We start from the raw sequence: 22,347 nt of genomic DNA on the forward strand, positions 1-22,347 counted from the left end.
GCCCGTGCCCCCGGCGGGTCCGGCCACCACCCCGGCCACCGGCACCCCGCTGCCGCCGGAGCACACCGCGGCCCCGCCCCCGCCTGCCGCGCAGCCCCTGCCGGCCGAGTCACCGGGGAGCGACGCCGACCCGAACTCCACGCAGGGCCGGGCGATCAGCGTCCGTACGCTCGGGCAGGGCGTGCCGTTCGCGCGGCAGGCCCTGCAGGTGCAGCAGCCGACGCCCACCCCGCCCCCGCACGCGCCCGGTGGTTCCGGCCGCCGGCGGAAGCTGGGGACGCCGCCCGATCCGGCCGCACGCCAGGAGGCCCAGCCGGAGCAGGGCGCCCGGCCGCACCCGCCGGCCGAACAGCCGCCCGCACACCCCTCGCTCGCGGGACAGTCCCGGCTCGCCCCCACCACCGAGGGCGGCGGACGGTCGTACGCCATAGGCGCCCCGGACGCGAACGCGGCCGAGGGGCCGGAGCCGCTGGACGGTCCCGGCGGGGCCGTGGAGGTCGCCGACACCCCGCGTCCGCAGCCGCTGGACGACGAGCTGCCCCCGGAGCCGCTGGACAACCCGCGCCGGCTGCTGGTGTGGCCCGCGCCGGACGTGACGACCCAGCAGGCGCTGAGCGACCGCGGCTACCGGCCGGTCGTCGTGCACTCCCGTGAGGAGGTCGACGCGCAGATCGCGGCCTTCCCCGCCGCGCTGTTCGTGGACCCGCTGACCGGGCCGATCACCCGTACCGCGCTGCAGTCGCTGCGCCAGGCCGCGGTGGCCGCCGAGGTGCCGGTGCTGGTCACGGCCGGGCTCGGGCAGGCGACGCGCGAGGCGGCCTACGGCGCCGACCCCGCCGTCCTGCTGAAGGCGCTGGCGCCACGGGACAGTGAGCAGCATCCGCCGCGCGTGCTGCTGATCGAGGAGCACGCGGAGATCGCGCTGGCGCTGACCTCGACGCTGGAGCGGCGCGGGATGCAGGTGGCGCGGGCCGCGAGCGACGGCGACGCGGTGACGCTGGCGGGGCAGTTCCGGCCGAACCTCGTGGTGATGGACCTGATGCAGGTACACCGCCGGCAGGCCGGGTTCAGCGGGATCATCGACTGGCTGCGCGCGAACGGGCAGCTCAACCGGACCCCGCTCGTCGTCTACACCGCAGCGGTGGATCCGGCCGACCTGCCCCGGCTGGCCTCCGGTGAGACCGTGCTGTTCCTCGCCGAGCGGTCCACCAGCCCCGAGGTGCAGGGCCGGATCGTCGACCTGCTGGCCGGCATCGGCACGAACTAGTGCTGCGACCGGCACGGACGGAGGGCCCCCGGCGTGCGCCGGGGGCCCTCCGTCCGTGTGCCGGGCGTCAGCCGAGCCTGGTCACCTCCAGGCCGCCCTCCGCGTACTGCCTGCGGAGCACCTTCTTGTCGAACTTCCCGACGCTGGTCTTCGGGACCGCCGCGATGACCGTCCAGCGCTCGGGGAGCTGCCACCTGGCGATCTTGCCTTCGTCCGCGAGGAACGCGCGCAGCGTCTCGAAGTCGGCGCCGGCGCCCTCCCGGAGCACCACCGTGGCCAGCGGGCGCTCGCCCCACTTGTCGTCCGGTACGGCGACCACGGCGGCCTCCGCGACGTCCGGGTGGGACATCAGCGCGTTCTCCAGCTCGACCGAGGAGATCCACTCGCCGCCGGACTTGATGACGTCCTTGGCGCGGTCGGTGAGGGTGAGGAAGCCGTCGGGGGAGATGGTGCCGACGTCGCCGGTCTTCAGCCAGCCGTCCTCGCTGAACTTGTCGGCGGGGCGCAGCGGTTCGCCGTCGGGGCCGTTGTAGTAGGCGCCCGCGATCCAGGGGCCGCGCACCTCCAGTTCGCCCGCCGACTCGCCGTCCCAGGGGATGCGCTCGCCGCCGGGTCCGGTGAGCCGGGCCTCCACGCCGGCCGCGAAGCGGCCCTGGGTCAGGCGGTAGCCGAACTCCTCGTCGGTGCCGACCGAGTGGGCCGGCGGGCGGGCCACCGTGCCCAGCGGGGAGGTCTCCGTCATGCCCCAGGCGTGGCAGACCCGCATGCCGAGCCCGTCGAAGGCCTCCATGAGGGAGGGCGGGCAGGCCGAGCCGCCGATGGTGACCTGGGTGAGGGCGGAGACGTCGCGGGGGCGGGCGGTCAGCTCGGCGAGCAGTCCCTGCCAGATGGTGGGAACGGCCGCCGCGTGCGTGGGCCGTACCCGCTCGATCATCTCGGCGAGCGGGGCGGGCTGCAGGAAGCGGTCCGGCATCAGCATGTTCACGCCGGTCATGAACGTGGCGTGCGGCAGGCCCCAGGCGTTGACGTGGAACTGGGGGACCACGACCAGCGAGGTGTCCTGGTCGGTCAGGCCCATCGACTCGGTCATGTTGACCTGCATGGAGTGCAGGTAGATCGAACGGTGGCTGTACACCACGCCCTTGGGGTCACCGGTGGTGCCGGAGGTGTAGCACATCGCCGCGGCCTGGCGCTCGTCCAGCTCCGGCCAGTCGTAGGCGGTGGGCCGGCCGGCGATCAGCTCCTCGTACTCGTGCACGCGGGCGGTGGCGCCCTCGAGCGGGGAGCGGTCACCGGGACCGGAGACGACGACGTGCTCCACCGTCGGGAGCTTGGGCAGCAGCGGCGCGAGCAGCGGGATCAGCGAGCCGTTGACGACGATCACGCGGTCGGCGGCGTGGTTGACGATCCACACCAACTGCTCGGCGGGCAGCCGCAGGTTCAGCGTGTGCAGCACCGCACCCATGGAGGGGATGGCGTAGTACGCCTCGACGTGCTCGGCGTTGTTCCACATCAGCGTCGCGACACGGTCGTCGTCGCGCACCCCGAGTCCGTCGCGCAGCGCGTGGGCGAGCTGTGCCGAGCGGGCCCCGATCTCGGCGAACGTGCGCCGGTGCGGTTCGGCCTCGCCGGTCCAGGTGATCACGCGCGACGACCCGTGGACCGATGACCCGTGGGTCAGGATCCTCGAGATCAGCAGCGGTACGTCCTGCATGGTGCTCAGCACGGCGTCCTCCCGGGCGACTTTGCCTACGCGGTGGTCGGGGTTGCGCTGATTCTGCTCACATACCGCGCGGTATGTCACTAGGAGAAGAGAAACAGTTTGGCGAAGGACCCCGAGGACCGGCCCGTAGCCCCCCGCTGGATCGGCGCACGGCGTCGGCGGCGGCGCATCGCGCGGCGGTGGGTCGTCCTCGTCCCGGGCGCCCCCCGGCGCTCCGGCGACACGGCGCGGTGCCGCGGCCGTCGCCGTGCGCCTGCCGGGGATCGCGGGACGGCCCTCAGCGGACCAGGCCCAGCTCGGGGTCCTCGCGGAGCTTGCCCAGGGCCCGGGAGACCGCCGACTTGACCGTACCCACCGAGACGCCGAGCACCTCGGCGGTCCGGGCCTCGCTGAGGTCCTCGTAGTACCTGAGGACGACCATCGCCCGCTGCCGGGCGGGCAGCCTGGTGACCGCCCGCCACATGGCGTCGCGCAGCGCCTGCAGCTCGGCCGGGTCCCCCGCGCCGGGAACGGGCTCGGGTTCGGGCAGCTCGTCGCAGACGAACTCGTCCACCCTGCGCTTGCGCCACTGCGAGGTGCGGGTGTTCAGCAGCGCCCGGCGCACGTAGCCGTCCAGCGCCCGGTGGTCCTCGATCCGGTCCCACGCCACATAGGTCTTGGTCAGCGCGGTCTGCAGCAGGTCCTCGGCGTCGCTCGGGTTGGCGGTCAGCGACCGCGCGGTGCGCAGCAGCACCGGCTGGCGGGCCCGGACGTACGACGCGAACGACGGGAACGAGTGGGTCTGCCGCGCCGGTGCGGCGGCGGCCGAGGCGCTGGTGCAGACGGGTGTGGTCATGGCTCCACGCTAGGAGCGGACCGGCCACCCGCGGATCGGCCCCAGGTCCCGATGCCGCGTCCCCCTCAGGTTGTAGGGGTGGGGCCGCCTGCACCTCCTGAAGGTGGACCGCGGGACCACGTCGTCCCCGGGTTCTCCCCTGCGGGCCCGCCCCGCGGGGACCGGGCCGACGCGGCCCCTCTTCCTTTCTTCGAACATGTGTACGAACATGGAGCCATGGCCACCACCGACCGGCAGGCCACGACGCTGGCCCTCGCACACGCCCTGTCAGCCGCCGAACGCGGTCTGGCCGTCATCCCGCTGTCCCGGGGCAAGCTCCCCGCCCTGCGCTCCCCCCACCGCGGCGGCGGCCCCACCTCCTGCCACGGCGAGTGCGGCCGGTTCGGGCACGGCGTGTACGACGCCTCCACCGACCCCGCCCGCATCCGCGAGCTGTTCGCGGCCGCGCCCCGGGCCGGCGGCTACGGCATCGCCTGCGGGCTGCCCCCGCACCACCTCATCGGCGTCGACCTCGACACCAAGACGGGCACCGACTCCTCGGCCGCGCTGCGCGAACTGGCCCTGCGGCACCTGTTCACCATCCCCGAGACGGTCGTGGTCCTCACTCCGAGCGGCGGCCGCCACCTGTGGCTGACCGGGCCGACCGACGTCGTCGTCCCGAACTCCGCCGGACGGCTCGCCCCCGGCATCGACGTCCGGGGAGCCGGCGGCTACCTCGTCGGCCCGGGTTCCCGCACGGACCACGGCGTGTACACGACCGCCCCGGGGACCGCCCACCTGGGCCCCGCCGCCTGCCCGCCGGCCCTGCTGCGCCTGCTCCTGCCACCGCCACGCGCCGCGCACCCGTCACCGCCTCCGGCGGGCGACCACGGGCGGGGCCTGATCCACTTCGTGCTCACCGCACACGAGGGCCAGCGCAACACCCGCCTGTTCTGGGCCGCCTGCCGCGCCTACGAGAACGGCATCGGTCCCGCCCTGCTGGCCCCCCTGGTCGAAGCGGCCGTCGACACCGGCCTGACCGAACGCGAGGCCCGCGCGACGATCGCCTCGGCGGCCCGTATGACGGGCCACCGGCCCTGAAGGCCGCCGCCCGGCCCGCCGGGCACCGCACCCGGGGCCGTTCCTGGTGCCGCGTCAGCCAGGGTTTGCCCGTCGAGGAGCGGTGTCCGGCGGGTGCTTCGGCGTGCCGGCCGGAAGCCCTCGTACCGGGCGTACCCGGGCTTCGGCCGGTGCGGCGAGTGCCCGCCGGGCATCGCGACGGGGCGGCGAGCCCCGGCCGACGCGGCACTAGTCCATGGCGACGGGCTCCGTCCGGGCGCCGGGGCCCGCACCGGGGACGGCCGGCCGCCGTTCCTCCTGCCTGCCCAGCGCCGCGAGGACCAGGGTCACGGTGACCGATCCGGCCGCCATCAGCGTCATCGCCGCGGCCGGGGAGGTCAGCTGGGCCAGCATGCCCGCGAGGGCGGCGCCGACGCCCTGCAGGGCGGCCATACCGGTGGCGTGCAGGCCGAGGGCCTGGCCGGTGAGGTCGTCGGGGGTGAGGGACATCAGGCGTTCCTGCAGCACCAGGCTCGCGGCGAAGCCGACCGAGGCGGCGGCGGCCGCCACCGCCGACAGTGCCACCCCGGGCCGCAGCACGAAGAACAGGTAGGGCACCGCCAGCAGCAGGCGCAGCGGGGTCGCCAGCCGGGGGCGCACCGCGGGCGGCACCAGACGGCCCACCGCCATGTCGCCCAGGAACATGCCCAGCGCGCCGCACGCGTACAGCGTGCCGGCGGCGCCGGGGGCGTAGGAGACGTAGAGCGAGTCGCTGCCCACCACCAGGCCGTTGGGGACCCACAGACCGAGGTAGACGAGGCGGCGGGAGCGTACCGACCACAGCAGGGCGTTGGTGCGCCAGGTCGCCGCGACGGACGGGCGGCCGGCGCGACGCGCGGGACGGGCCGCGAGGCCCAGGCAGCTGACGAGGGCCGACACCAGGTACAGCGCGGCCGCGAGGAGCAGACAGGTCCGCGGCGACAGGAGCGCCAGCAGGGCGCCGCCCGTCGCGAACCCCGCCACCTGGGTCAGGCCCCACAGCATGTTGTAGACCGAACGGCCCAGCACATAGCCGTCCTTGGACAGGATGTCGTTCAGCAGTGCCCCGCGTACTCCTCCGCCCAGCGACGCGACCAGGCCCTGCAGCAGTACGACCGCGAGGACCGCCCGGACGGGCAGCCCGGGCAGCGCCAGTACGGCCGTACCGGCCGTGAAGGCGAGGGCGAGGCCGGTCAGGATCGCGCGCGGGGGCAGCCGGTCGGCGGCCGACAGCAGGAACGTGGCCCCCACGAGTTGCGCGAGCTGTGGACCGAACATGCTCACCGCCGACAGCAGCGGGGAGCCCGTGGCCCGGAAGACCAGCGTGCCCAGGGCCAGGGCACCGACCGTCTGGGCCGCCGCGGAACCCGCGAAGGAGAGCAGGAAGGGGGTGAACTCCGGGGTGCGGAACAGGGTTCGGTAGCTGCGCATGCGGCAGAGTCTCGGGCCGGCCGGGCGGACGTGTTTACTGTTTCGCCGACACGCGAAAGGTCGTACGCATGGGCTTGTGGCAGATCGACACCGACACCCTCGCCCGCAGCCGGTTCGTGCTCTCGCCGTTCGCCGAGACCTTCGCGAGCCTGAAACTGCTGCACGCGGGGGCCGGTGCCCATCCGGGCGAGGAGGCCTGGCTGCGCGCGCATCTGCCCGGCTACCGCGCGCGCCTGGCGGCCGACCCGGTGGCCGAGCCGCTCGTGCGGGCGGCCCTGGGCCCGTCCTGGATCGCCGACTTCGTCTGCCCCACCTCGTGCGTGGGGGAGGAGTTCGAGCAGACCGTGGACCGGGTGCGGGCGACGGAGGCCGGGCGGGCGCGCGCCGATCTCCGGGTGTCCCTGCGGGGCGCCCTGCCCGACGCCCTGAACCGGGACGACCTGCCCCGGCGGGCGGCCGCGCTCCTGACGTACGTGTGGGAGGAGACCGTACGGCCGCACTGGCAGCGCAGGCGACGGGTCCTGGAGGCCGACGTGGCGGCGCGGACCGCACGGGTCGGCCAGGGCGGCTGGGCGGCGGTGCTGGACTCGCTGCGGCCGGGGACGCGGTGGCTCGGGGAGAGCCGGTTCCAGGTCAATCTGAACGCGTATCCGCCACGGGAGATCGCGGCCGGTGCCGAGCTGCTGTTCATGCCGGTGACGCCGCGGACCGGGTGGGTGTCGTGGGAGGGGCGGCAGCGGTACGCCGTCGTCTACCCGTGTCTCGGGGTGCTCGCCGAGGACCACGGCCACCGGCCCGTCCCGGCCGGCCTCGCCGCGCTCGTGGGAACCGCGCGCGCCGGACTCCTGGCCCTGCTCGGCACCCCCATGAGCACCACCCAGTTGGTCGCCGTGACCGGCCAGGGCCTGGGATCGGTGGGCCGGCACCTGCGGGTGCTGCGGGACGCGGGCCTGGTGGAACGGCGCCGGGCCGGCCGCTCGGTGCTGTACGTGCGGACGGCGGCCGGCGAGGTGCTCCTGGAGGCCTCCGGTGCCGGCGGGAGTTCCGGGCGCCGGCCTTGGGAATATCCGGTGGAACGGGCGCCCGCCGTTGGCTAGCCTCACGCGAATGGAGATCCGGGGTTTCGAGGAAGGCGACTGGCCTCGGGCCTGGCCGTTCATCGAGCTGACCATCCGCGCGGGAGACACCTTCTGCTACGACCCGCTCCAGACCGAGGCGCAGGCCCGCGACCTGTGGCTGGTGGCGCCGCCGGGGCACGTCGTGGTGGCGGTTGAGGGCGGCCGTGTGATCGGCACCTCCAACATGTACGCCAACAGACCGGGTCCCGGTTCGCACATCGCCAGCGGGAACTTCATGGTCGCGCCGGAAGCGCGCGGCCGGGGCGTCGGCCGGGCCCTGGGCGAGTACCTGCTGGACTGGGCGCGCGGCCGTGGGTTCACCGGCGTGCAGTTCAACGCCGTCGCGGCCTCCAACACGCCGGCCCTCAAGCTGTACGAGCATCTCGGGTTCGACGCCATCGGCACCGTCCCCGGCGGGTTCCGGCATCCGGCGCTGGGCCCGGTCGGCCTGCACGTCATGTACCGCGGCCTGGAAGAGTCCCGCGGACATCCGCGGCGTACGCCCGCCCCGCCACCGGCCCGGCGCTAACGTGGTCACCCGGGGACAGCCCGGCGGCCCGGCAGCACCGAAGGAGCAGGCGGCATGGAGATCGTGACGTCACGGAAGATCACCACGTTCCTGATGTTCGAGGGGAACGCGGAAGCCGCGATGACCTTCTACACCTCGCTCTTCGACGACGCCGAGATCGTCGGCATCACCCGTTACGGCGCCGATGGCCCCGGCAAGGAGGGGAGTGTGCGGCACGCGACGTTCTCGCTCGCCGGAGAGCAGTTCATGTGCATCGACAGTCCCGTGGAGCACGGCTTCACCTTCACCCCCGCGGTCTCCCTCTTCGTGCAGTGCGAGGAGGAGGCCGAGATCGAACGCCTCTACGCGGCCCTCGCCGAGGGGGGCAGTGCGCTCATGCCGCTGGGAGACCACGGCTTCAGCGCCAGGTTCGGCTGGGTCAACGACCGCTTCGGCGTCTCCTGGCAGCTCAACCTTCCCGCGTGAGCCGGTCCGTGCGACCGGCGCGGCCGAGCCGGCACAGGTGGCCGGCATCGTGGGGATCCGGCCCGCGTCCCCGGGGCGGCGCCGCCGGACCCTGCGCCGCCCGGTCTCCAGGACTCGTGAATCACACCGGAACCGGGACACGGGGCGCGCGGCAGGACACACTCGGAACATGCACATGGCCGTGGAGATCGCTGGGGCAGCGGACCGACCGGGCGCCGAAGTCGCGTCCCTGAAGCGCGCTTTGCTCTCCGATCCGGACCTGCGCTCGGTTGAGATCGATGAGGTCGCCGCCACCGAGGTCCCCGGCAGCATGGGTCCGCTGAGCGAGGGACTGCACTTGCGGGGAAGGCGGCGGAACAGGCACGGGAGGCGCCCCGGTCGTCGCGTCCGTCGCCCGGGATCTGGGCGCACTCACCATCGGCGTGGCGACCCGTCCCTTCACCTTCGAAGGCCGCCGCCGGGCCAACCAGGCCGACGACGGCATCAAGGAACTGACCAAGGCGTGCGACGCCGTCATCGTGATCCCGAACGACCGCGTCCTCGCGATCGTCGACAAAAGGGAAACCGTCGCGGTCGCGTTCCGCCATATCGACCGGGTGCTGGTCAACGCCGTGAGAGGCCTCACCGATCTCATCACCACTCCCGGGCTGATCAGCATCGGCTACGGGGCGGTCAGGCAGATGCTCACGGATGCAGGCCCGGCCCTGATCGCGATCGGTGAGGCGACCGGTGTCGACCGGGCGGCCAGGTCGGCCGCCTCCGCGATCGACAGTCCCCTCACCGAACGCGCCTTCACCACGGCGCGGGGAGTGATCGTCTCCGTGGCCGGCAGCTCGGCCCTCGGCCACGAGGAGGTCCGCAGAGCGGTGGCGGTGGTGACCGAGGCAGCGGATCAGAACGCGAACGTGATCTTCGGCGCCGTCCTCGACGACACCCTGGGTGATGCGCTCAGGACCACGGTCGTCGCGGTCGGGTACGACCAGGCGTAGGGCAGCGGGGACGCGGCCCCGAGACCGTGCGTCCTGGCCGCAGGTGGGCCGCATGCGCCGGCCGGAGGTGGGACACCGGCGGTTCGGGGGGGGCCGGGGTACACGCGGAGAGGGTGCCCCGACGAACGGGACACCCTCTCTTCGGCAGCGAACTGCTAGGCCGCTCTGCTCCAACGACGGCGGATCCGGCCACAACAGCTGCGTCAACCCCACCAGCGGACCCGGCTGCTTCTGAGTACGGGCCTGTGTACGTGTCCTTCTCTCGCGCACTACCACCCGACACGGCATCCGAGGCGTACAGGCCGTTCTAGCCGGGGCCCACTTCAGTACCGCTCCCGACCGTGCCACCTTCGTGCCGAGCTCATTGCTCGCGCAGGGGGTGGTTCGTATTCCGTTGCGTGCCGGTCCGAGTGGCCGGCGCGACGAGCGGGACGGGCTTGCCCTCACGCATCCACTGGTTCCCATCCCAGTAGATGACGGCCGGCATCTTGTTGCCGGGTGCTGCAAGCAGCTCCAGATCTGCGCGAACCAGAGCCTCAAGAGCCTGATCCGGCAAGTTGGGAGGCAACTGGAATACCGTTCCTGTTCCTTCGTCCCTGATGTCGATGGTGTACTGCACTGGGCCGGTCGCCCGCGTCTTGAAACGCAGTCCCCACTGCGTGAGCTGCTCATATGTGCGAGCACCGGCCTGGGTGGCGAGTGCCTGTAAGAAGGGCACGAGCCCCGCGGTGGCTACCGCGACCCCCAAATCATGCAGAAAGGGGTAGCCGTAGCCGGGCAGAGGTGGCTGGCCCGGACTCGCTGATGTGCCCCCATGAGGCAGCTCCCCTTCAGGTTCCTCGCTGTGGTGTTGGGACGGCATGCCGAGTCTCCCCCCGATCGCGGTGAACCCCTGTCTCCATTGGCAGGGTCTGGCTTCCACAGGTGTACAGAACCTCCAAGTTGATTGCCAGAGTGGCCAACATCAGTAGTTCCCCGTGCCGCACCCGCGCCAGATCCAGCGGGGAGACACGGGGAACAGCAGTAACCGACGGGGGCTGCGGCTCGATCCGCCCATGTGGACAGTCCGCAGCTCACAGCTGCACTCGCCTCACCTCGCTCCTAACGCGGTGGTAGACGGGCCCGTGCCCTCCGCGTGCCCGGTCCTGCGGGAAGCCGCGGGGAACAAAAGGCAGTCACGGCAACTGGGCATGAGAGCGGCCCCCGACCAACACCCAGGTCAGGGGCCGCTCTCACTGCTCATCGTGCGGAGGCGGTGGGATTTGAACCCACGGTGACATCGCTGCCACGACGGTTTTCAAGCGCGTCAGGATGCCACACGTCAACCTCCCTCTGACCGCACCTCTGTTCTGAGCGGTTCGACTTCCCTGAGTTATGGCCCACATATGGCCCACGGCCCCGCGAACGGATCTTGCTCGGGGTGTGGATGACAGCTCTGCCATGGGCGGCATTTGCCGAGTCCGAGTGGGGGCGGGCGGGTACGGTCGTCATGCCCGGTATTCGTTCGGTGAGGGGGTTGTCGTGACGGGTGTGGAGATCGCGGTCGGATACGCGTTCGCCTGGCTGGTGGGTAAGGCGCGCCGGGTGGCGGGGCGGGCGGATGCCGAGGTCGACCGGGGGCTGGACGCGGGCATGGACCGGCTGCATGAGCTGATCAGCGCCAAACTGAGGGACGATCCGGCGTTGCAGCGGGCGCGGGAGGAGGCCGAGGCCGGACAGGACGAACTGTCGGCGCGCACGCGTCATCGTCTAGAGCTGGCACTCGAGGATGCTGCCGAGCACGACGCCGACTTCGCCGCTGCCCTGGCATGGGTGGTGGTCGAACTGCAGGCGGCGGGTCCAGTGGACACCGCGGCCGACACCGGCAGCAGTCTGGCGACCGGGGGCGGCACGGCCAGCACCGGGGTGGTGCGCCCGGGAGGCGCCGGAAGCGGCTCGGCGACTGCGCAGCACACGGGCGACGCCATCGCGGACGGTGTGGGCAGCAAGGCGAGCACCGGTGTCGACTACAGCTGACCAACCCGACGACAGCACGGACAGCACTGCACACATTTCAGAACCAGTCCCGGGCGAGGCCGTGCCCGAGGTGACCGCGTCGGACACCGGTAACGCGCACGCCATACACGACGGGACGGCGACGACCGGTCACCGAGGGCCTGTATCCGGCCCTTACGCCACTCTCGCGGTGCCCGTGCAGGTGTCCGGCACGGGAGATGCGATCGCGAAGGGCCCCGGCGCCTTCGCGGTCAGCGGCAACATGACCGTTGTGCAGCCGCGTGCGCCGCAGGAACCGGCGCCGTGGCCGCACCAGGTCGGATTGATACCCGCACGCGCCAACTGCTTCCAGGACCGGGCCGAGGTGGAACGGCTGCGGCAAGCCCTGGTCGGGGGTGGAACCGCGGTGGTCGGCCAGGTTCTGGCCGGGATGGGCGGGGTCGGCAAGACCCAGCTCGCGGCCGACTACGCGCACGCAGCGTGGCAGACCGCCGGTGTGGACGTGCTGGTGTGGGTCACCGCCACCAGCCGCTCGGCAGTAGTGAGCGGATATGCACAGGCCGGTGTCGAGTTGTGCCGGGCCGACCCCAACGATGCAGACCAGTCCGCTGCCTCGTTCCTGGCCTGGCTGACGGCGCAAGCTGCGGCCCGGTCCTGCCGGTGGCTGATCGTCCTGGACGACATCACCGACCCGGCGGACCTGCGCGGGCTGTGGCCGCCGATCAGCCCGCACGGCCGGATCCTGGTCACCACTCGCCGCCGGGATGCCGCCCTCACCGCAGCCGGCCGCCGCCTCATCCAGGTTGGGCTATTCAGTCAAGCCGAGGCGGTCGCCTACCTGACCCAGGTGCTGGCCTCCCACGGCCGCACAGAACCCGCAGACCAGCTCGCAGCCCTCGCCGACGACCTGGGGCGTCTGCCGCTAGCGCTGTCCCAGGCCGCCGCCTACCTCGCCGATGCCGGCCTGAGCGGCGCCGCCTACCGGGCGCTGCTGGCCGACAGGGCAAGCGCCCTCGCTGATGCTCTGCCCGACGTGCTGCCCGACGACCAGGCCGTCACAGCCGCCGCCGCCTGGGCGCTGTCCATCGACCGCGCCGATGCCCTCCGCCCCAAGGGCCTTGCACGTCCCATGCTCCAGCTCGCCGCCTTCCTCGACGCCAACGGAATCCCCGAAGCCGTCCTGACCAGCAAGCCAGCCCTCGCTCACCTGAGAGGCAAGGACGGCCCGCGAGACGGCGGTCCGGCCCCGGGCCGGGACGCGATCGGTGCACTGCGGACCCTGCACCGTCTCCATCTCATCGACCACACCCCCGACACACCCCACCAGAGTGTCCGCGTACACCAACTCGTCCAACGCGCCGTCCGCGACACTCTCATCCCCCACCAGTACGGGCAGACCGCCCGCACCGCGGCCGACGCCCTGATCGCGGCCTGGCCTAGCATCGAACGCGACACCGACCTCGCCCATGCCCTACGCGCCAACACCACAGCCCTGACCGCCTGCGCCGAAGACGCCCTCCACTGGCCCGACAGGCATACGGTGCTCAACCGCGCTGGCACAAGCCTCGGCGAGACTGGACAGGTCACGGCAGCCCGCAGCTATTTTCAGCACCTTGCCGACACCACCCATGTCTACCTCGGCGCCGACCACCCCAACACCCTCAGCGCCCGCTCCAACGTCGCCTACTGGCAGGGCCAGACAGGAGATGCGACCGGTGCCGCCACCGCATACGTCGAACTGCTGAACGACCACCTACGAGTGCTGGGCGAAGACCACCCCAACACCCTCACCACCCGCTCCCAGCTGGCCCGCTGGCGGGGCCAGGCGGGAGATGCGACCGGTGCCGCCACCGCATACGTCGAACTGCTGAACGACTGCATGCGGGTGCTGGGCGAAGACCACCCCGAAACCCTCACCACCCGCTCCAACGTCGCCTACTGGCAGGGCCAGACAGGAGATGCGACCGGTGCCGCCACCGCATACGTCGAACTGCTGAACGACCACCTACGAGTGCTGGGCGAAGACCACCCCAACACCCTCAACGTCCGCTCCCAGCTGGCCCGCTGGCGGGGCCAGGCGGGAGATGCGACCGGTGCCGCCACCGCCTTCGCCGAGCTGCTGAACGACTGCATGCGGGTGCTGGGCGAAGACCACCCCAACACCCTCAACGTCCGCTCCAACGTCGCCTACTGGCGGGGCCAGGCGGGAGATGCGACCGGTGCCGCCACCGCATACGCCGAACTGCTGAACGACCACCTACGAGTGCTGGGCGAAGACCACCCCAACACCCTCAACGTCCGCTCCCACGTCGCCTACTGGCAGGGCCAGACAGGAGATGCGACCGGTGCCGCCACCGCCTTCGCCGAACTGCTGAACGACCACCTACGAGTGCTGGGCGAAGACCACCCCAACACCCTCAACGTCCGCTCCCAGCTGGCCCGCTGGCGGGGCCAGGCGGGAGATGCGACTGGTGCCGCCACCGCCTTCGCCGAACTGCTGAACGACCGGGTGCGGGTGCTGGGCGAAGACCACCCCAACACCCTCACCACCCGCTCCCAGCTGGCCCGCTGGCGGGGCCAGGCGGGAGATGCGACCGGTGCCGCCACCGCATACGCCGAACTGCTGAACGACTGCATGCGGGTGCTGGGCGAAGACCACCCCGAAACCCTCACCACCCGCTCCAACGTCGCCTACTGGCAGGGCCAGGCCGGGCAGGACGGTTCGGCTGTCAGGTGACGATTATTCCTGAGAAACGAAGATCAATATGGTGTCATCACAGGCCGGGCGGTCTTCGTGCCTTGCGCGTCCTCCGCCTTCACGTCTGGCCTGTGGAGCCAGGCTTGTCTTCCACCCGAGGGAGAGGGTGTCGATGCCGTCCAGGTCCTCAGACCGTCACCCTCCCGCAGGCCACCGCCAGCCGGTGGCCCGTAGGGCTTCTGCCTGCGCTCTGACGACGACTCGAAGCTGATCTGCGTCAGCTATGCCGACGTACGCAGCTTGCGCGGTTGTTTGGGCAGGATGCTTCCGATAAAGGCCGCCCGGGGTTTCGATCATCCACCCGTCGGAGACGGCAGCGCAGAGGAGGACGACAGCGACGGTCTCCCATGCGGGGAGCGTCGGCCACGCGCCCACTGCCAGAAGCAGCGATGTTCTGGCCGTCAGATGTTGCCCCATGACGGGAAAGCGATCCTCATCGAATGCGCGCAGTAGCGTCTCGTAAACGAGGGGCCCCTCCGGGGGGTCATAGGGGCCGGCAACCTTGGACCCGTCCGGCAGCAGGTCCAGCCCCGCGGAAACACACCAGCCCATTTCCGGGTGCTCTTCCATCGCGGCGATGTCTCGAGTGAGGCCGCCAGGTGCAATCACGTCGTCTGCGTCCAGCGTGCGCACCAGTTCGCGGGTTGCTCGTGACAGGGCCATCGTACGAGCCGCCCCGGCACCGCCCTTACTCCCCTGCCCCGGCGAAATCCAGGACTGACTAGGCAGCGCGTTGAGCGGCCTGCCCGTAGTCCCGTCCTCCTGCACGAGCCGGTGACGGCAAAACCCGCACCGTCAACCGCTCCGCCCTGCCCGCGGCCAAGGCGCTGGCGTGGGTGGAGCGCAACGCGCCGGCCGTGGTCGACCTCGACAGCGCCCAGCGCGTACGCACCGTGTTGGAGCACCTAGCCAAACGGCAGGACGGGAAGACAGCCGCCGCCAACACGTTCAGGCGCCGACGCGCAGTGCTGAGCAACTGCCTGCGCCTGGCCGTAGAGCACGAGTTGCTGCCCGGCAACCCGCTGCACCGTGTCCACTGGGAGACCCCCAAGGCGGTGGAAGAACTGGACGCGCGGAGCGTCGCCACACCAGCGCAGGCACGGGCCCTTCTGGACGCCGTCCGCGCGCAGGGGCCCCGCGGAGCCCACCTGGTCGCGTTCTTCGCCTGCATCTACTACGCGGCGATGCGGCCCGAGGAGGTGTCCATGCTCAGCGCCGACCAGTGCGACCTCCCATCGGAAGGGTGGGGGCGTCTCATGCTCGCCGGCGCACGGCCACAGGTCGGGTCGGCATGGACGGACAACGGCAAGCCTTACGAGGAGCGGCAGTTGAAGCACAGGGCCCGCCGCGCGGTCCGCCCGGTGCCGATTCCGCCCGTGCTGGTAGGCATCCTGCGGGATCACCTCGAAGCGTCCGGCGCCACGGCCGACGGCCGGCTGTTCAGCGCCGTGCGCGGCGGTCCGATCCGGTCACAGGAGTACGGAGCCGCATGGAAGGAGGCCCGCCGGAAGGCACTCACGCCCGCGCAGGTCGCCTCTCCGCTGGCTGCCATCCCGTACGACCTGCGGCACGCGTGTGTGTCCTTCTGGCTCCGGTCCGGGGTGAGCCTGGCCGAGACCGCCCGCCGTGCGGGACAGAGCGTCGCAGTACTCCAGCGCTACTACGCCAAGGTGCTGGACGGCGAGGAGGACAGGATGAACGCCCTGATTGACCAGGGTCTAGCCGAGCACGAGAGCGGCCCCGACGCAGCGCGAATCGTCCGCCCACCGGCCAGGAGCGCCCCGACGACGAGCCCGTCAGCGCCAGGTACTCACGGTTCCGGCGCGTAGGACACAGCTCGCCGGGGGCGGTCAGGGCTGGTATGGCCCTATAAGCTTGTGAACTCAGTCCAGAACCTAGTACAGTCCCGCGACGCTCGCGGTCGACCCGTTGGCCTAACACCCATCCGCCCCTCCCTCTCTCCGGGGGCGGCCACAACGACAGACGGAGGCACCACATGGCGGGCGAGCCGTTCCGCGTTGAAATGATCGAAGAGAAGGCGATGGAGGTCTACATAGACGAGATCCTCGCCATCGCAGGCAAAATCAAGACCGTTCGCGAGGCCGTACGCAAGGACGCCGACAGCATGTATCGGCGCCTAGAGCGCGCCGGCTATGTGCGCCGCCTGGCGAAGCAGACCGAAGAGACCCTGCCCGAACTTATCGCCGCGGCATACGCGGATAACTGGACGGTCGCGGCCATCGCGGAGCACCTTGTGGTGTCCGAGTCGTACGTGTACCGCGTGCTCCGCGAGCAGCGCGCCGAGTAGCAGCCCGATAACCAGGGCGCGGTCAACGCTACCTGGCCGCAGGTTGGCCGCACGCGCTGGTCAGAGGTGGGATACCGGCGGTTCAGGGTGAGACAGGGTGCACGCAGAGAGGGTGCCCCGATGAACGGGACACCCTCTCTGACCTGCACTGTCTATGACCTGTGCGGAGGCGGTGGGATTTGAACCCACGGTGACATCGCTGCCACGACGGTTTTCAAGACCGTTCCCTTAGGCCGCTCGGGCACGCCTCCCCGCGACCGCCCGTGATCGGCGGCGCGCGTACACATTACCGGGCCGCCGCGGGGGCGTGGGCACAGCGGGGTGCCGCCGGTTCCCGCGCGGCACCCCCCGCGGAGGCGTCAGCTGTCGCCCGCCCGGGAGCCCAGGGTGAGGTCCACCGTGTGCTCCTGGCCGCCTCGCTTGTAGGTGATCGTGACCTTGTCGCCGGGCTTGTGGGTCCAGATCTCGCCGATCAGGGTGGGGCCGCTGTCGATCACGTGGTCGTCGAGCTTGGTGATGACGTCGCCGGGCTTCAGGCCGGCCCGGTCGGCCGGGCCGCCGGACTCGACCGCGGCGGCGCCGGACGCGCCCTGGTCGGTGATCTTCGCGCCGGCCGTGGACTCCTCCAGGGACACGGACGCGCCGATCTTGGCGTAGACCGGCTTGCCGGTCCTGATGAGCTGCTGGGCGACGTACTTGGCCTGGTTGATCGGGATCGCGAAGCCGAGGCCGATCGAACCGGACTGGCCGGAGCCGAAGCCGCCGCTGCTGCTGGACTGGATCGCCGAGTTGATGCCGATCACCGCGCCCGAGGCGTTCAGCAGCGGGCCGCCCGAGTTGCCGGGGTTGATCGACGCGTCGGTCTGCAGGGCGCTCATGTAGGACGCCTTGCTGGAGGCGCTGCCGTCGCTGGAGGCCACCGGACGGTTCTTGGCGCTGATGATGCCCGTGGTGACGGTGTTGGACAGTCCGAAGGGGGCGCCGATGGCGATGGTCTCGTCGCCGACGGCCACCTTGTCGGAGTCGCCGAGCGCGAGCGGCTTGAGGTCGGAGGGGGCGTTCTTCAGCTTGATGACGGCGACGTCGTACCCCTGGGCGTGCCCGACGACCTCGGCGTCGTACTTCCTGCCGTTCGGGAAGGTGGCGGACAGCTTGCCGCCGTCCACCGCGTCGGCCACCACGTGGTTGTTGGTGACGATGTGGCCCTGGGTGTCGAAGACGAACCCGGTGCCCGTGCCGCCCTCGCCGCTGGTGCTCTCCGCCTCGATGGTGACCGTGCTGGGCAGCGCCTTGGCGGCCACGTTGGCGATGGTGCCGGGGGCCCGCTTGATCTGGGAGGCGCCGTCGGAGGCGGAGACGGTGGTCGAGCCCGAGCCGTCGCTGCCCCTGGCCAGGGTGTAGCCGATGCCGCCGCCCAGGCCGCCCGCGACCAGTGCGGCCACCAGGACCGCGGCGATCAGCCCACCGCGCCCGTTGCGGGGCTTGGGGGCGGGCTGCTGGTACGACGCGCCCCAGCCCGCGCCCGCCCCGCCGGAACCGCCGTCGCCGTAGGCGGGCGTGGCGGTGGGCGGCGGCCAGGAGCCGTCCGCGGCGGGGGCGGCGGGAGCGCCGTAGGGCTGGTCGGCGTCGGGGGTGGGGCCGGGAGCCCCGTGCGGCGGGCCCGCGGGGTGGTGCGCCGCGGGTGCCGGGTACTGCTCCGGGGCGGCCGGGGCCCCCTGGGGAACCGGCGGCAGCGGAGTCGTCGGGGCACCCCCGTCGGGCGCGGAGCCCTGCGGGGAAGCAGCGGGAGATGCCACCGGCACGGGAGGTGCGGACGGGGCCGGGGGTACCGCGTTGCCCTCGTTCTCGGTGCTCACAGCTCTTCTCCTCGATCCACGGCTGTTGTTCCAGGTCACACTGGGACACCCTCGCTCAGGCACGCCCGTCGTGGCGTGCGCACCGGTCGCCCGTGCGGTGTGGGCCCGGTGCGGCGGCTGAGCATGTTTCGGTGTTTCTCTTGTATGCAGTCAGCTTTTCCCATGGGCCGTCAGAGCACCATAAGCGGTGGCTGTGGGTCCAGGGCCACTCTTTATATAGGATATTTCTCGCAAAAGTCTGACCACGGTGCAGAACACTTGCCACTGTTCGCCCCGCGGACCGGCCGGCGCCGTCCCCGGGTACCCCGCGTCGGTGGCACCATGACGCGGTGACCCACGCACCACACCACACCATCCAGGTCGTCGCCCACCGGGGCGCCTCCGAGGACGCGCCGGAGCACACCCTGGCCGCGTACAAGAAGGCGATCGAGGACGGGGCGGACGCCCTCGAGTGCGACGTACGGCTCACCGCCGACGGTCATCTGGTCTGCGTCCACGACCGCAGGGTGAACCGGACCTCCAACGGGCGCGGGGCCGTGTCCGCGCTGGAGCTGGCCGATCTCGCCGCGCTGGACTTCGGCTCCTGGAAGACCCGCGAGGCCTGGCGCGGACGGGACGAGGAGCCCGACTGGGAGCACCGGCCGGAGGACCCGGCGGAGACCTCCGTGCTCACGCTGGAGCGACTGCTCGAACTGGTCGCGGACTCCGGGCGCCGGGTGGAGCTGGCCATCGAGACCAAGCACCCCACGCGCTGGGCGGGCCAGGTCGAGGAGCGGCTGCTGCACCTGCTGAAGCGGTTCGGGCTGGACGCACCGGCCTCGGCCGCCGAGTCGCCGGTCCGGATCATGAGCTTCTCGGCACGCTCGCTGCACCGGGTGCGCGCCGCCGCGCCGACGCTGCCCGCGGTCTACCTGATGCAGTTCGTCTCGCCCCGGCTGCGCGACGGACGGCTCCCGGCGGGCGTGCACATCGCGGGCCCCTCGATCCGCATCCTGCGCAGCCACCCGGCGTACGTGGAGCGGCTGAAACGAGCCGGCCACCAGGTCCACGTCTGGACCGTGAACGAGCCGGCGGACGTCGACCTGTGCGCCGCACTGGGCGTCGACGCCATCATCACCAACCGCCCGCGCGCGGTGCTGCGCCGACTGGGCCGCTGAACGGAAGGGGGGACACGCCCCGCCCCGGCCCGCCCCACGCGCGACAGCGAAAGAGCCGGGTGAGGATCCGTGCACACCCCTTGACCCGGGCGGAGGGCTGCAGCATCCTCCATTCTCGGCCACACCCCTGAAATCCAGCCACAGAGTGACCGACCAGTCACAGGGAGTGCTCCGGCGTATTCGTCGTGTGTGCAGACGGTGCGAATGCGTCGGCGGAAGAGGACTGGCCGGTTTCCGGTACAGGCCATTGGGGCATCCACACCGTGGCGTGGGGCGAAGGAGGTCTCGGGGGTGGCGTTGGTGGTGGCACAGCAGGTGCCCACGTCGTCGAGCATGGCCGTTGCCCATGGCCCTGCGGGCGTGGGGAAGGCGAGGCACCGGATGCGCGCGCAACTGCGCGGCGGCGGGGTGTCGGAGTCGGTCGTCGACGACGCCGTACTGATCCTTTCCGAACTCCTGAGCAACGCCTGCAAGCACGGGCGGCCGCTCGGGGACGCCCCGGCAGGGGACGGGGCGGTGCGCGCCGCGTGGAAGGTGGACGCGCGTGGACGGCTCATCGTCGAGGTGACGGACGGCGGCGGCCCGACCCGCCCGGCCCCGGCGACTCCGTCGGTCACCGCGCACGGCGGTCGCGGACTGAACATCATCACGGCGCTCGCCGACGACTGGGGGGTCCGGGACGACATCCAGGGCGAGGTGACGGTCTGGGCCGTGGTCCACGAGGACGTCCATGATCCGGACGCCGGGTGCCGGCGCGGGGGTTTCGCTACGCGCGTCACACCGTCCCCGGTCCCGGCCATGGCCGAGCTGGACTTCGCGGACGCGTTCGACGAACTGGGCTGAGCACACACGGTCCGCGGCGCGGCCCGCGCGGGCGGCACCGGGTTGTCGGCGCCGCCCGCGCGTCCGTTGTTGTCCACAGGTTCCCGTGGGTCGGGGCGCGAACGGCTAGGCTCCCGCCCGTACCAGACGAGCCGTAACCGGGAGACCCCACCATGGCCAAGAAGCGACCCCAGACGAAGGCCAAGCGCCCGCAGCAGGCAGACGGGGACATCCCGGTGGTCGGTGCCCGCGAGCCCTGCCCCTGCGGCAGCGGCCGGCGCTACAAGGCATGTCACGGCCGGGCCGCCGCGCACGCCGTGACCGAGCTGGTGCGCCGCCCGTTCGAGGGGCTGCCGGGCGAGTGCGACTGGGTGGCGCTGCGCGAGCTGGTGCCCGCCGCCACCGTCGAACTGACCCTCGCCGACGGCCTGCCCGAGGGTGTTCCCTCGGTCACCCTGGCCACGGTGCTGCCGATGGCCTGGCCGGCGCTGCGCCGCGACGACGGCTCGGTCCTGCTCGGCCTGCAGAACGACACGCCCTCCGGCGACATCAGCCGCGACCTCGCCGACACCCTCCGGCGCGCGCTCGAGGCGGCGCCGGGCTCGCCGGTGGAGGGCCGCCGCGCGCCCGCCGACGGCCCCCGGCTGCAGGAGCTGCTCGCCCCAAAGGCCCCGTTCGAGCCGGTGGTGCACAGCGGCTTCGAGTTCTGGGTGCCGGACGCGGAGAACGCCACGCCGGAGGTGACCGCCTCTCTCGAGCGGGCCAACGACGCCGCCATCCCGACCGTGAAGCTGTCCGGTGTGGACGCGGCCTACTGGTGCGAGACGCCGGAGAAGAACCACCTGCGCTGGGTCATGCCGCACCCGGAGGAGCAGCTTCTGGACGCTCTCGCCCGGCTGCACGCCGCGGGCCGGTCCAGCCTCGGCGAGGGCACCCGGCTGGTGGGCTCCTTCCGTGCTCACGGGCTCACGGTGCCGGTCTGGGACCTGCCGAGCGGGGTCACGGCCGAGGACGTGGAGAAGCCGGCCGCCGAGTTCGCCGAGCGGCTCGCCGCCGCCCTCGCGTCCGGCGATCCGCTCACCCCCGAGGAGCGCCGGGCCCGCGGCGGGCTGACCAACCGGCAGGTCACGCTCAGCTGACGTGCGGCGGCACCCGCCCCACGGCTGACCGACCGGTCAGCCGTGGGTCGGAACCGGGATCGGGTGACTCCTGTCACAACTGTCCGGCACGACAGTGGAATCGGTGTCCGAATAGCCGAGATCGAATTTGCGAACCGCCGATCTCTTGTTACCGTTCCAGTAGCCCGGTTGCTGGTGCATCCCCCGTCGCCAGCAACCGGGCCTTTCCATGTCCAAACCCGGTGGACACTTCCCCGCCGTACGTCAACTGCCTTTTGTCAGTTCGGAGTTGCTGCCCGAGCGCAGCAGCAGCGGCTCGCCGGTGCCGCGTACGGCGAACTCGGTGACGGCCGTGTAGGCGTCCGGCCCGCCCCGGCTGCGCTCACGGGGTGTCTCGCAGGTGACGGGCCCGCCGTCGGCGCCCGTGGCGCAGTGGACCTGCGCGGTGCGGCCGCCGGGTCCCCTCATGGTCAGCACCGGCTCCATGGCCTCACCGGTGGCGTTGCGGATGTAGGTGCGCGCCCAGGTGTCCTCGCCCTGGGTCAGCACGCAGGTCTGGGCCTCGATGCCGGCCGCGGCAAAGAGTTCCGGCCCGCAGCGGGCCGCGGTGGCCAGGCCGAGGCCGAGCAGCAGGGGCGAGCGCGAGGGGGCCGCCGACGGCATCTTCGCGTCACCGCCCGCGAGGGCGCCGGCGGCGTCCCGGCCGCCCGCCCGCCGGGGCGCGGCGGCGTCGCCCATCCGCCCGGTGGACGCCAAGGCCAGCGGCAGGGCGACCACGGCCACCATGATGCCCACGAGGGCGAACAGACGAAGCCGTCGGGAGTCCGGCCCGCCGCGGTGCGGCGACCGTGCGCGGCCGCCCCCAGGAGTGCGCAGCATGTAGCGGAAGATAACGACCA

At 72.1% G+C, this 22,347-nt stretch carries 19 protein-coding genes, 1 tRNA gene and 2 pseudogenes; 14 read left to right on the forward strand and 8 right to left on the reverse strand.

Translation table 11 applies throughout. The features are described 5' to 3' along the window. Window positions 1-1,267: pseudogene (locus tag MXD57_RS04245) on the forward strand (nickel transporter); the annotation flags it as partial. Between the two features lie 67 nt (window positions 1,268-1,334). Here MXD57_RS04245 and MXD57_RS04250 read toward each other — a convergent pair. Then, window positions 1,335-2,993, reverse strand: a complete 1,659-nt coding sequence (locus MXD57_RS04250) for a long-chain fatty acid--CoA ligase (RefSeq protein ID WP_250399913.1) — start codon at window positions 2,991-2,993, stop codon at window positions 1,335-1,337. A gap of 274 nt (window positions 2,994-3,267) precedes the next feature. Beyond that, window positions 3,268-3,825: a SigE family RNA polymerase sigma factor gene (locus MXD57_RS04255; protein WP_250399914.1), complete on the reverse strand. Its 558-nt coding sequence runs from the start codon at window positions 3,823-3,825 to the stop codon at window positions 3,268-3,270. Between the two features lie 216 nt (window positions 3,826-4,041). Between MXD57_RS04255 and MXD57_RS04260 the strand changes: the two genes are divergently transcribed. After that, window positions 4,042-4,905 carry a bifunctional DNA primase/polymerase gene (locus tag MXD57_RS04260; protein WP_250399915.1) on the forward strand — a complete coding sequence of 288 codons (864 nt, stop codon included), beginning with the start codon at window positions 4,042-4,044 and terminating at the stop codon, window positions 4,903-4,905. A gap of 207 nt (window positions 4,906-5,112) precedes the next feature. Here the strand turns inward: MXD57_RS04260 and MXD57_RS04265 are convergent, their stop codons facing one another. Next, window positions 5,113-6,333, reverse strand: coding sequence for an MFS transporter (locus MXD57_RS04265; RefSeq protein WP_250399916.1), 1,221 nt, complete (start codon window positions 6,331-6,333; stop codon window positions 5,113-5,115). Window positions 6,334-6,401: 68 nt separating this feature from the next. Here MXD57_RS04265 and MXD57_RS04270 point away from each other — a divergent pair, with 68 nt between their 5' ends. From MXD57_RS04270 to MXD57_RS04290, 5 genes and pseudogenes are all read left to right on the forward strand, one after another. Next, window positions 6,402-7,430, forward strand: a complete 1,029-nt coding sequence (locus MXD57_RS04270; protein WP_250399917.1) for an ArsR/SmtB family transcription factor — start codon at window positions 6,402-6,404, stop codon at window positions 7,428-7,430. A 10-nt stretch (window positions 7,431-7,440) separates the two neighbouring features. After that, window positions 7,441-7,980, forward strand: a complete 540-nt coding sequence (locus tag MXD57_RS04275; RefSeq protein ID WP_250399918.1) for a GNAT family N-acetyltransferase — start codon at window positions 7,441-7,443, stop codon at window positions 7,978-7,980. Window positions 7,981-8,034: 54 nt separating this feature from the next. Then, entirely contained in the window at window positions 8,035-8,445 is a 411-nt protein-coding gene (locus tag MXD57_RS04280) for a VOC family protein (RefSeq protein WP_250399919.1), read from the forward strand. A gap of 347 nt (window positions 8,446-8,792) precedes the next feature. After that, a pseudogene (locus tag MXD57_RS31475) lies at window positions 8,793-8,984 on the forward strand (cell division protein FtsZ); the annotation flags it as partial. Beyond that, on the forward strand, window positions 8,964-9,434 hold the full coding sequence (locus MXD57_RS04290; RefSeq protein ID WP_374114652.1) for a hypothetical protein: 471 nt from the start codon (window positions 8,964-8,966) through the stop codon (window positions 9,432-9,434). The pseudogene MXD57_RS31475 and the gene MXD57_RS04290, both read left to right, overlap by 21 nt. A 361-nt stretch (window positions 9,435-9,795) precedes the next feature. On the opposite strand, the gene MXD57_RS04295 is transcribed toward MXD57_RS04290, so the two are convergent. Continuing rightward, entirely contained in the window at window positions 9,796-10,152 is a 357-nt protein-coding gene (locus tag MXD57_RS04295; protein WP_250399920.1) for a hypothetical protein, read from the reverse strand. 803 nt (window positions 10,153-10,955) lie between these two features. Between MXD57_RS04295 and MXD57_RS04300 the strand changes: the two genes are divergently transcribed. Continuing rightward, window positions 10,956-11,450 (forward strand): hypothetical protein, encoded by a 495-nt coding sequence (locus MXD57_RS04300; RefSeq protein ID WP_250399921.1) that lies wholly within the window; start codon window positions 10,956-10,958, stop codon window positions 11,448-11,450. 169 nt (window positions 11,451-11,619) lie between these two features. Continuing rightward, on the forward strand, window positions 11,620-14,166 hold the full coding sequence (locus MXD57_RS04305; RefSeq protein WP_250399922.1) for a tetratricopeptide repeat protein: 2,547 nt from the start codon (window positions 11,620-11,622) through the stop codon (window positions 14,164-14,166). A 156-nt stretch (window positions 14,167-14,322) separates the two neighbouring features. Here MXD57_RS04305 and MXD57_RS04310 read toward each other — a convergent pair whose 3' ends face one another. Beyond that, entirely contained in the window at window positions 14,323-14,955 is a 633-nt protein-coding gene (locus MXD57_RS04310; RefSeq protein ID WP_308290651.1) for a glycosyltransferase, read from the reverse strand. Window positions 14,956-15,023: 68 nt separating this feature from the next. On the opposite strand from MXD57_RS04310, the gene MXD57_RS04315 reads away from it, so the two are divergent. Both MXD57_RS04315 and MXD57_RS04320 read left to right on the forward strand, forming a co-directional pair. After that, on the forward strand, window positions 15,024-16,016 hold the full coding sequence (locus tag MXD57_RS04315) for a tyrosine-type recombinase/integrase (RefSeq protein ID WP_250399924.1): 993 nt from the start codon (window positions 15,024-15,026) through the stop codon (window positions 16,014-16,016). Window positions 16,017-16,183: 167 nt separating this feature from the next. Further along, window positions 16,184-16,495 (forward strand): helix-turn-helix transcriptional regulator, encoded by a 312-nt coding sequence (locus tag MXD57_RS04320; protein WP_250399925.1) that lies wholly within the window; start codon window positions 16,184-16,186, stop codon window positions 16,493-16,495. A gap of 164 nt (window positions 16,496-16,659) precedes the next feature. On the opposite strand, the gene MXD57_RS04325 is transcribed toward MXD57_RS04320, so the two are convergent. Both MXD57_RS04325 and MXD57_RS04330 read right to left on the reverse strand, forming a co-directional pair. Beyond that, a tRNA-Ser gene (locus MXD57_RS04325) sits at window positions 16,660-16,746 on the reverse strand. Window positions 16,747-16,854: 108 nt separating this feature from the next. Beyond that, complete coding sequence (locus MXD57_RS04330) at window positions 16,855-18,351, reverse strand: S1C family serine protease (protein WP_250399926.1); 1,497 nt, start codon at window positions 18,349-18,351, stop codon at window positions 16,855-16,857. Window positions 18,352-18,680: 329 nt separating this feature from the next. On the opposite strand from MXD57_RS04330, the gene MXD57_RS04335 reads away from it, so the two are divergent. The 3 genes from MXD57_RS04335 (at window position 18,681) to MXD57_RS04345 (ending at window position 21,469) form a co-directional block, all read left to right on the forward strand. Continuing rightward, window positions 18,681-19,508 carry a glycerophosphodiester phosphodiesterase gene (locus MXD57_RS04335; RefSeq protein WP_250399927.1) on the forward strand — a complete coding sequence of 276 codons (828 nt, stop codon included), beginning with the start codon at window positions 18,681-18,683 and terminating at the stop codon, window positions 19,506-19,508. A 204-nt stretch (window positions 19,509-19,712) separates the two neighbouring features. Then, window positions 19,713-20,351 carry an ATP-binding protein gene (locus MXD57_RS04340; RefSeq protein ID WP_250400068.1) on the forward strand — a complete coding sequence of 213 codons (639 nt, stop codon included), beginning with the start codon at window positions 19,713-19,715 and terminating at the stop codon, window positions 20,349-20,351. Between the two features lie 152 nt (window positions 20,352-20,503). Further along, window positions 20,504-21,469, forward strand: a complete 966-nt coding sequence (locus MXD57_RS04345) for a DUF5926 family protein (protein WP_250399928.1) — start codon at window positions 20,504-20,506, stop codon at window positions 21,467-21,469. Between the two features lie 243 nt (window positions 21,470-21,712). Here MXD57_RS04345 and MXD57_RS04350 read toward each other — a convergent pair whose 3' ends face one another. Next, on the reverse strand, window positions 21,713-22,327 hold the full coding sequence (locus MXD57_RS04350) for a hypothetical protein (RefSeq protein WP_374114650.1): 615 nt from the start codon (window positions 22,325-22,327) through the stop codon (window positions 21,713-21,715). Window positions 22,328-22,347: the final 20 nt, after the last annotated feature.

It is taken from the genome of Streptomyces cellostaticus, from assembly GCF_023630175.1.
In the GTDB taxonomy this organism is placed as follows: Bacteria; Actinomycetota; Actinomycetes; order Streptomycetales; family Streptomycetaceae; genus Streptomyces; species Streptomyces cellostaticus_A.

Coding starts and splice junctions, on each gene's coding strand:
- MXD57_RS04255 (WP_250399914.1), bottom strand. CDS start 3,825: ATGACCACACCCGTCTGCACCAGCGCCTCGGCCGCCGCCGCACCGGCG.
- MXD57_RS04260 (WP_250399915.1), top strand. CDS start 4,042: ATGGCCACCACCGACCGGCAGGCCACGACGCTGGCCCTCGCACACGCC.
- MXD57_RS04265 (WP_250399916.1), bottom strand. CDS start 6,333: ATGCGCAGCTACCGAACCCTGTTCCGCACCCCGGAGTTCACCCCCTTC.
- MXD57_RS04270 (WP_250399917.1), top strand. CDS start 6,402: ATGGGCTTGTGGCAGATCGACACCGACACCCTCGCCCGCAGCCGGTTC.
- MXD57_RS04275 (WP_250399918.1), top strand. CDS start 7,441: ATGGAGATCCGGGGTTTCGAGGAAGGCGACTGGCCTCGGGCCTGGCCG.
- MXD57_RS04280 (WP_250399919.1), top strand. CDS start 8,035: ATGGAGATCGTGACGTCACGGAAGATCACCACGTTCCTGATGTTCGAG.
- MXD57_RS04320 (WP_250399925.1), top strand. CDS start 16,184: ATGGCGGGCGAGCCGTTCCGCGTTGAAATGATCGAAGAGAAGGCGATG.
- MXD57_RS04340 (WP_250400068.1), top strand. CDS start 19,713: ATGCGTCGGCGGAAGAGGACTGGCCGGTTTCCGGTACAGGCCATTGGG.
- MXD57_RS04345 (WP_250399928.1), top strand. CDS start 20,504: ATGGCCAAGAAGCGACCCCAGACGAAGGCCAAGCGCCCGCAGCAGGCA.
- MXD57_RS04350 (WP_374114650.1), bottom strand. CDS start 22,327: ATGCTGCGCACTCCTGGGGGCGGCCGCGCACGGTCGCCGCACCGCGGC.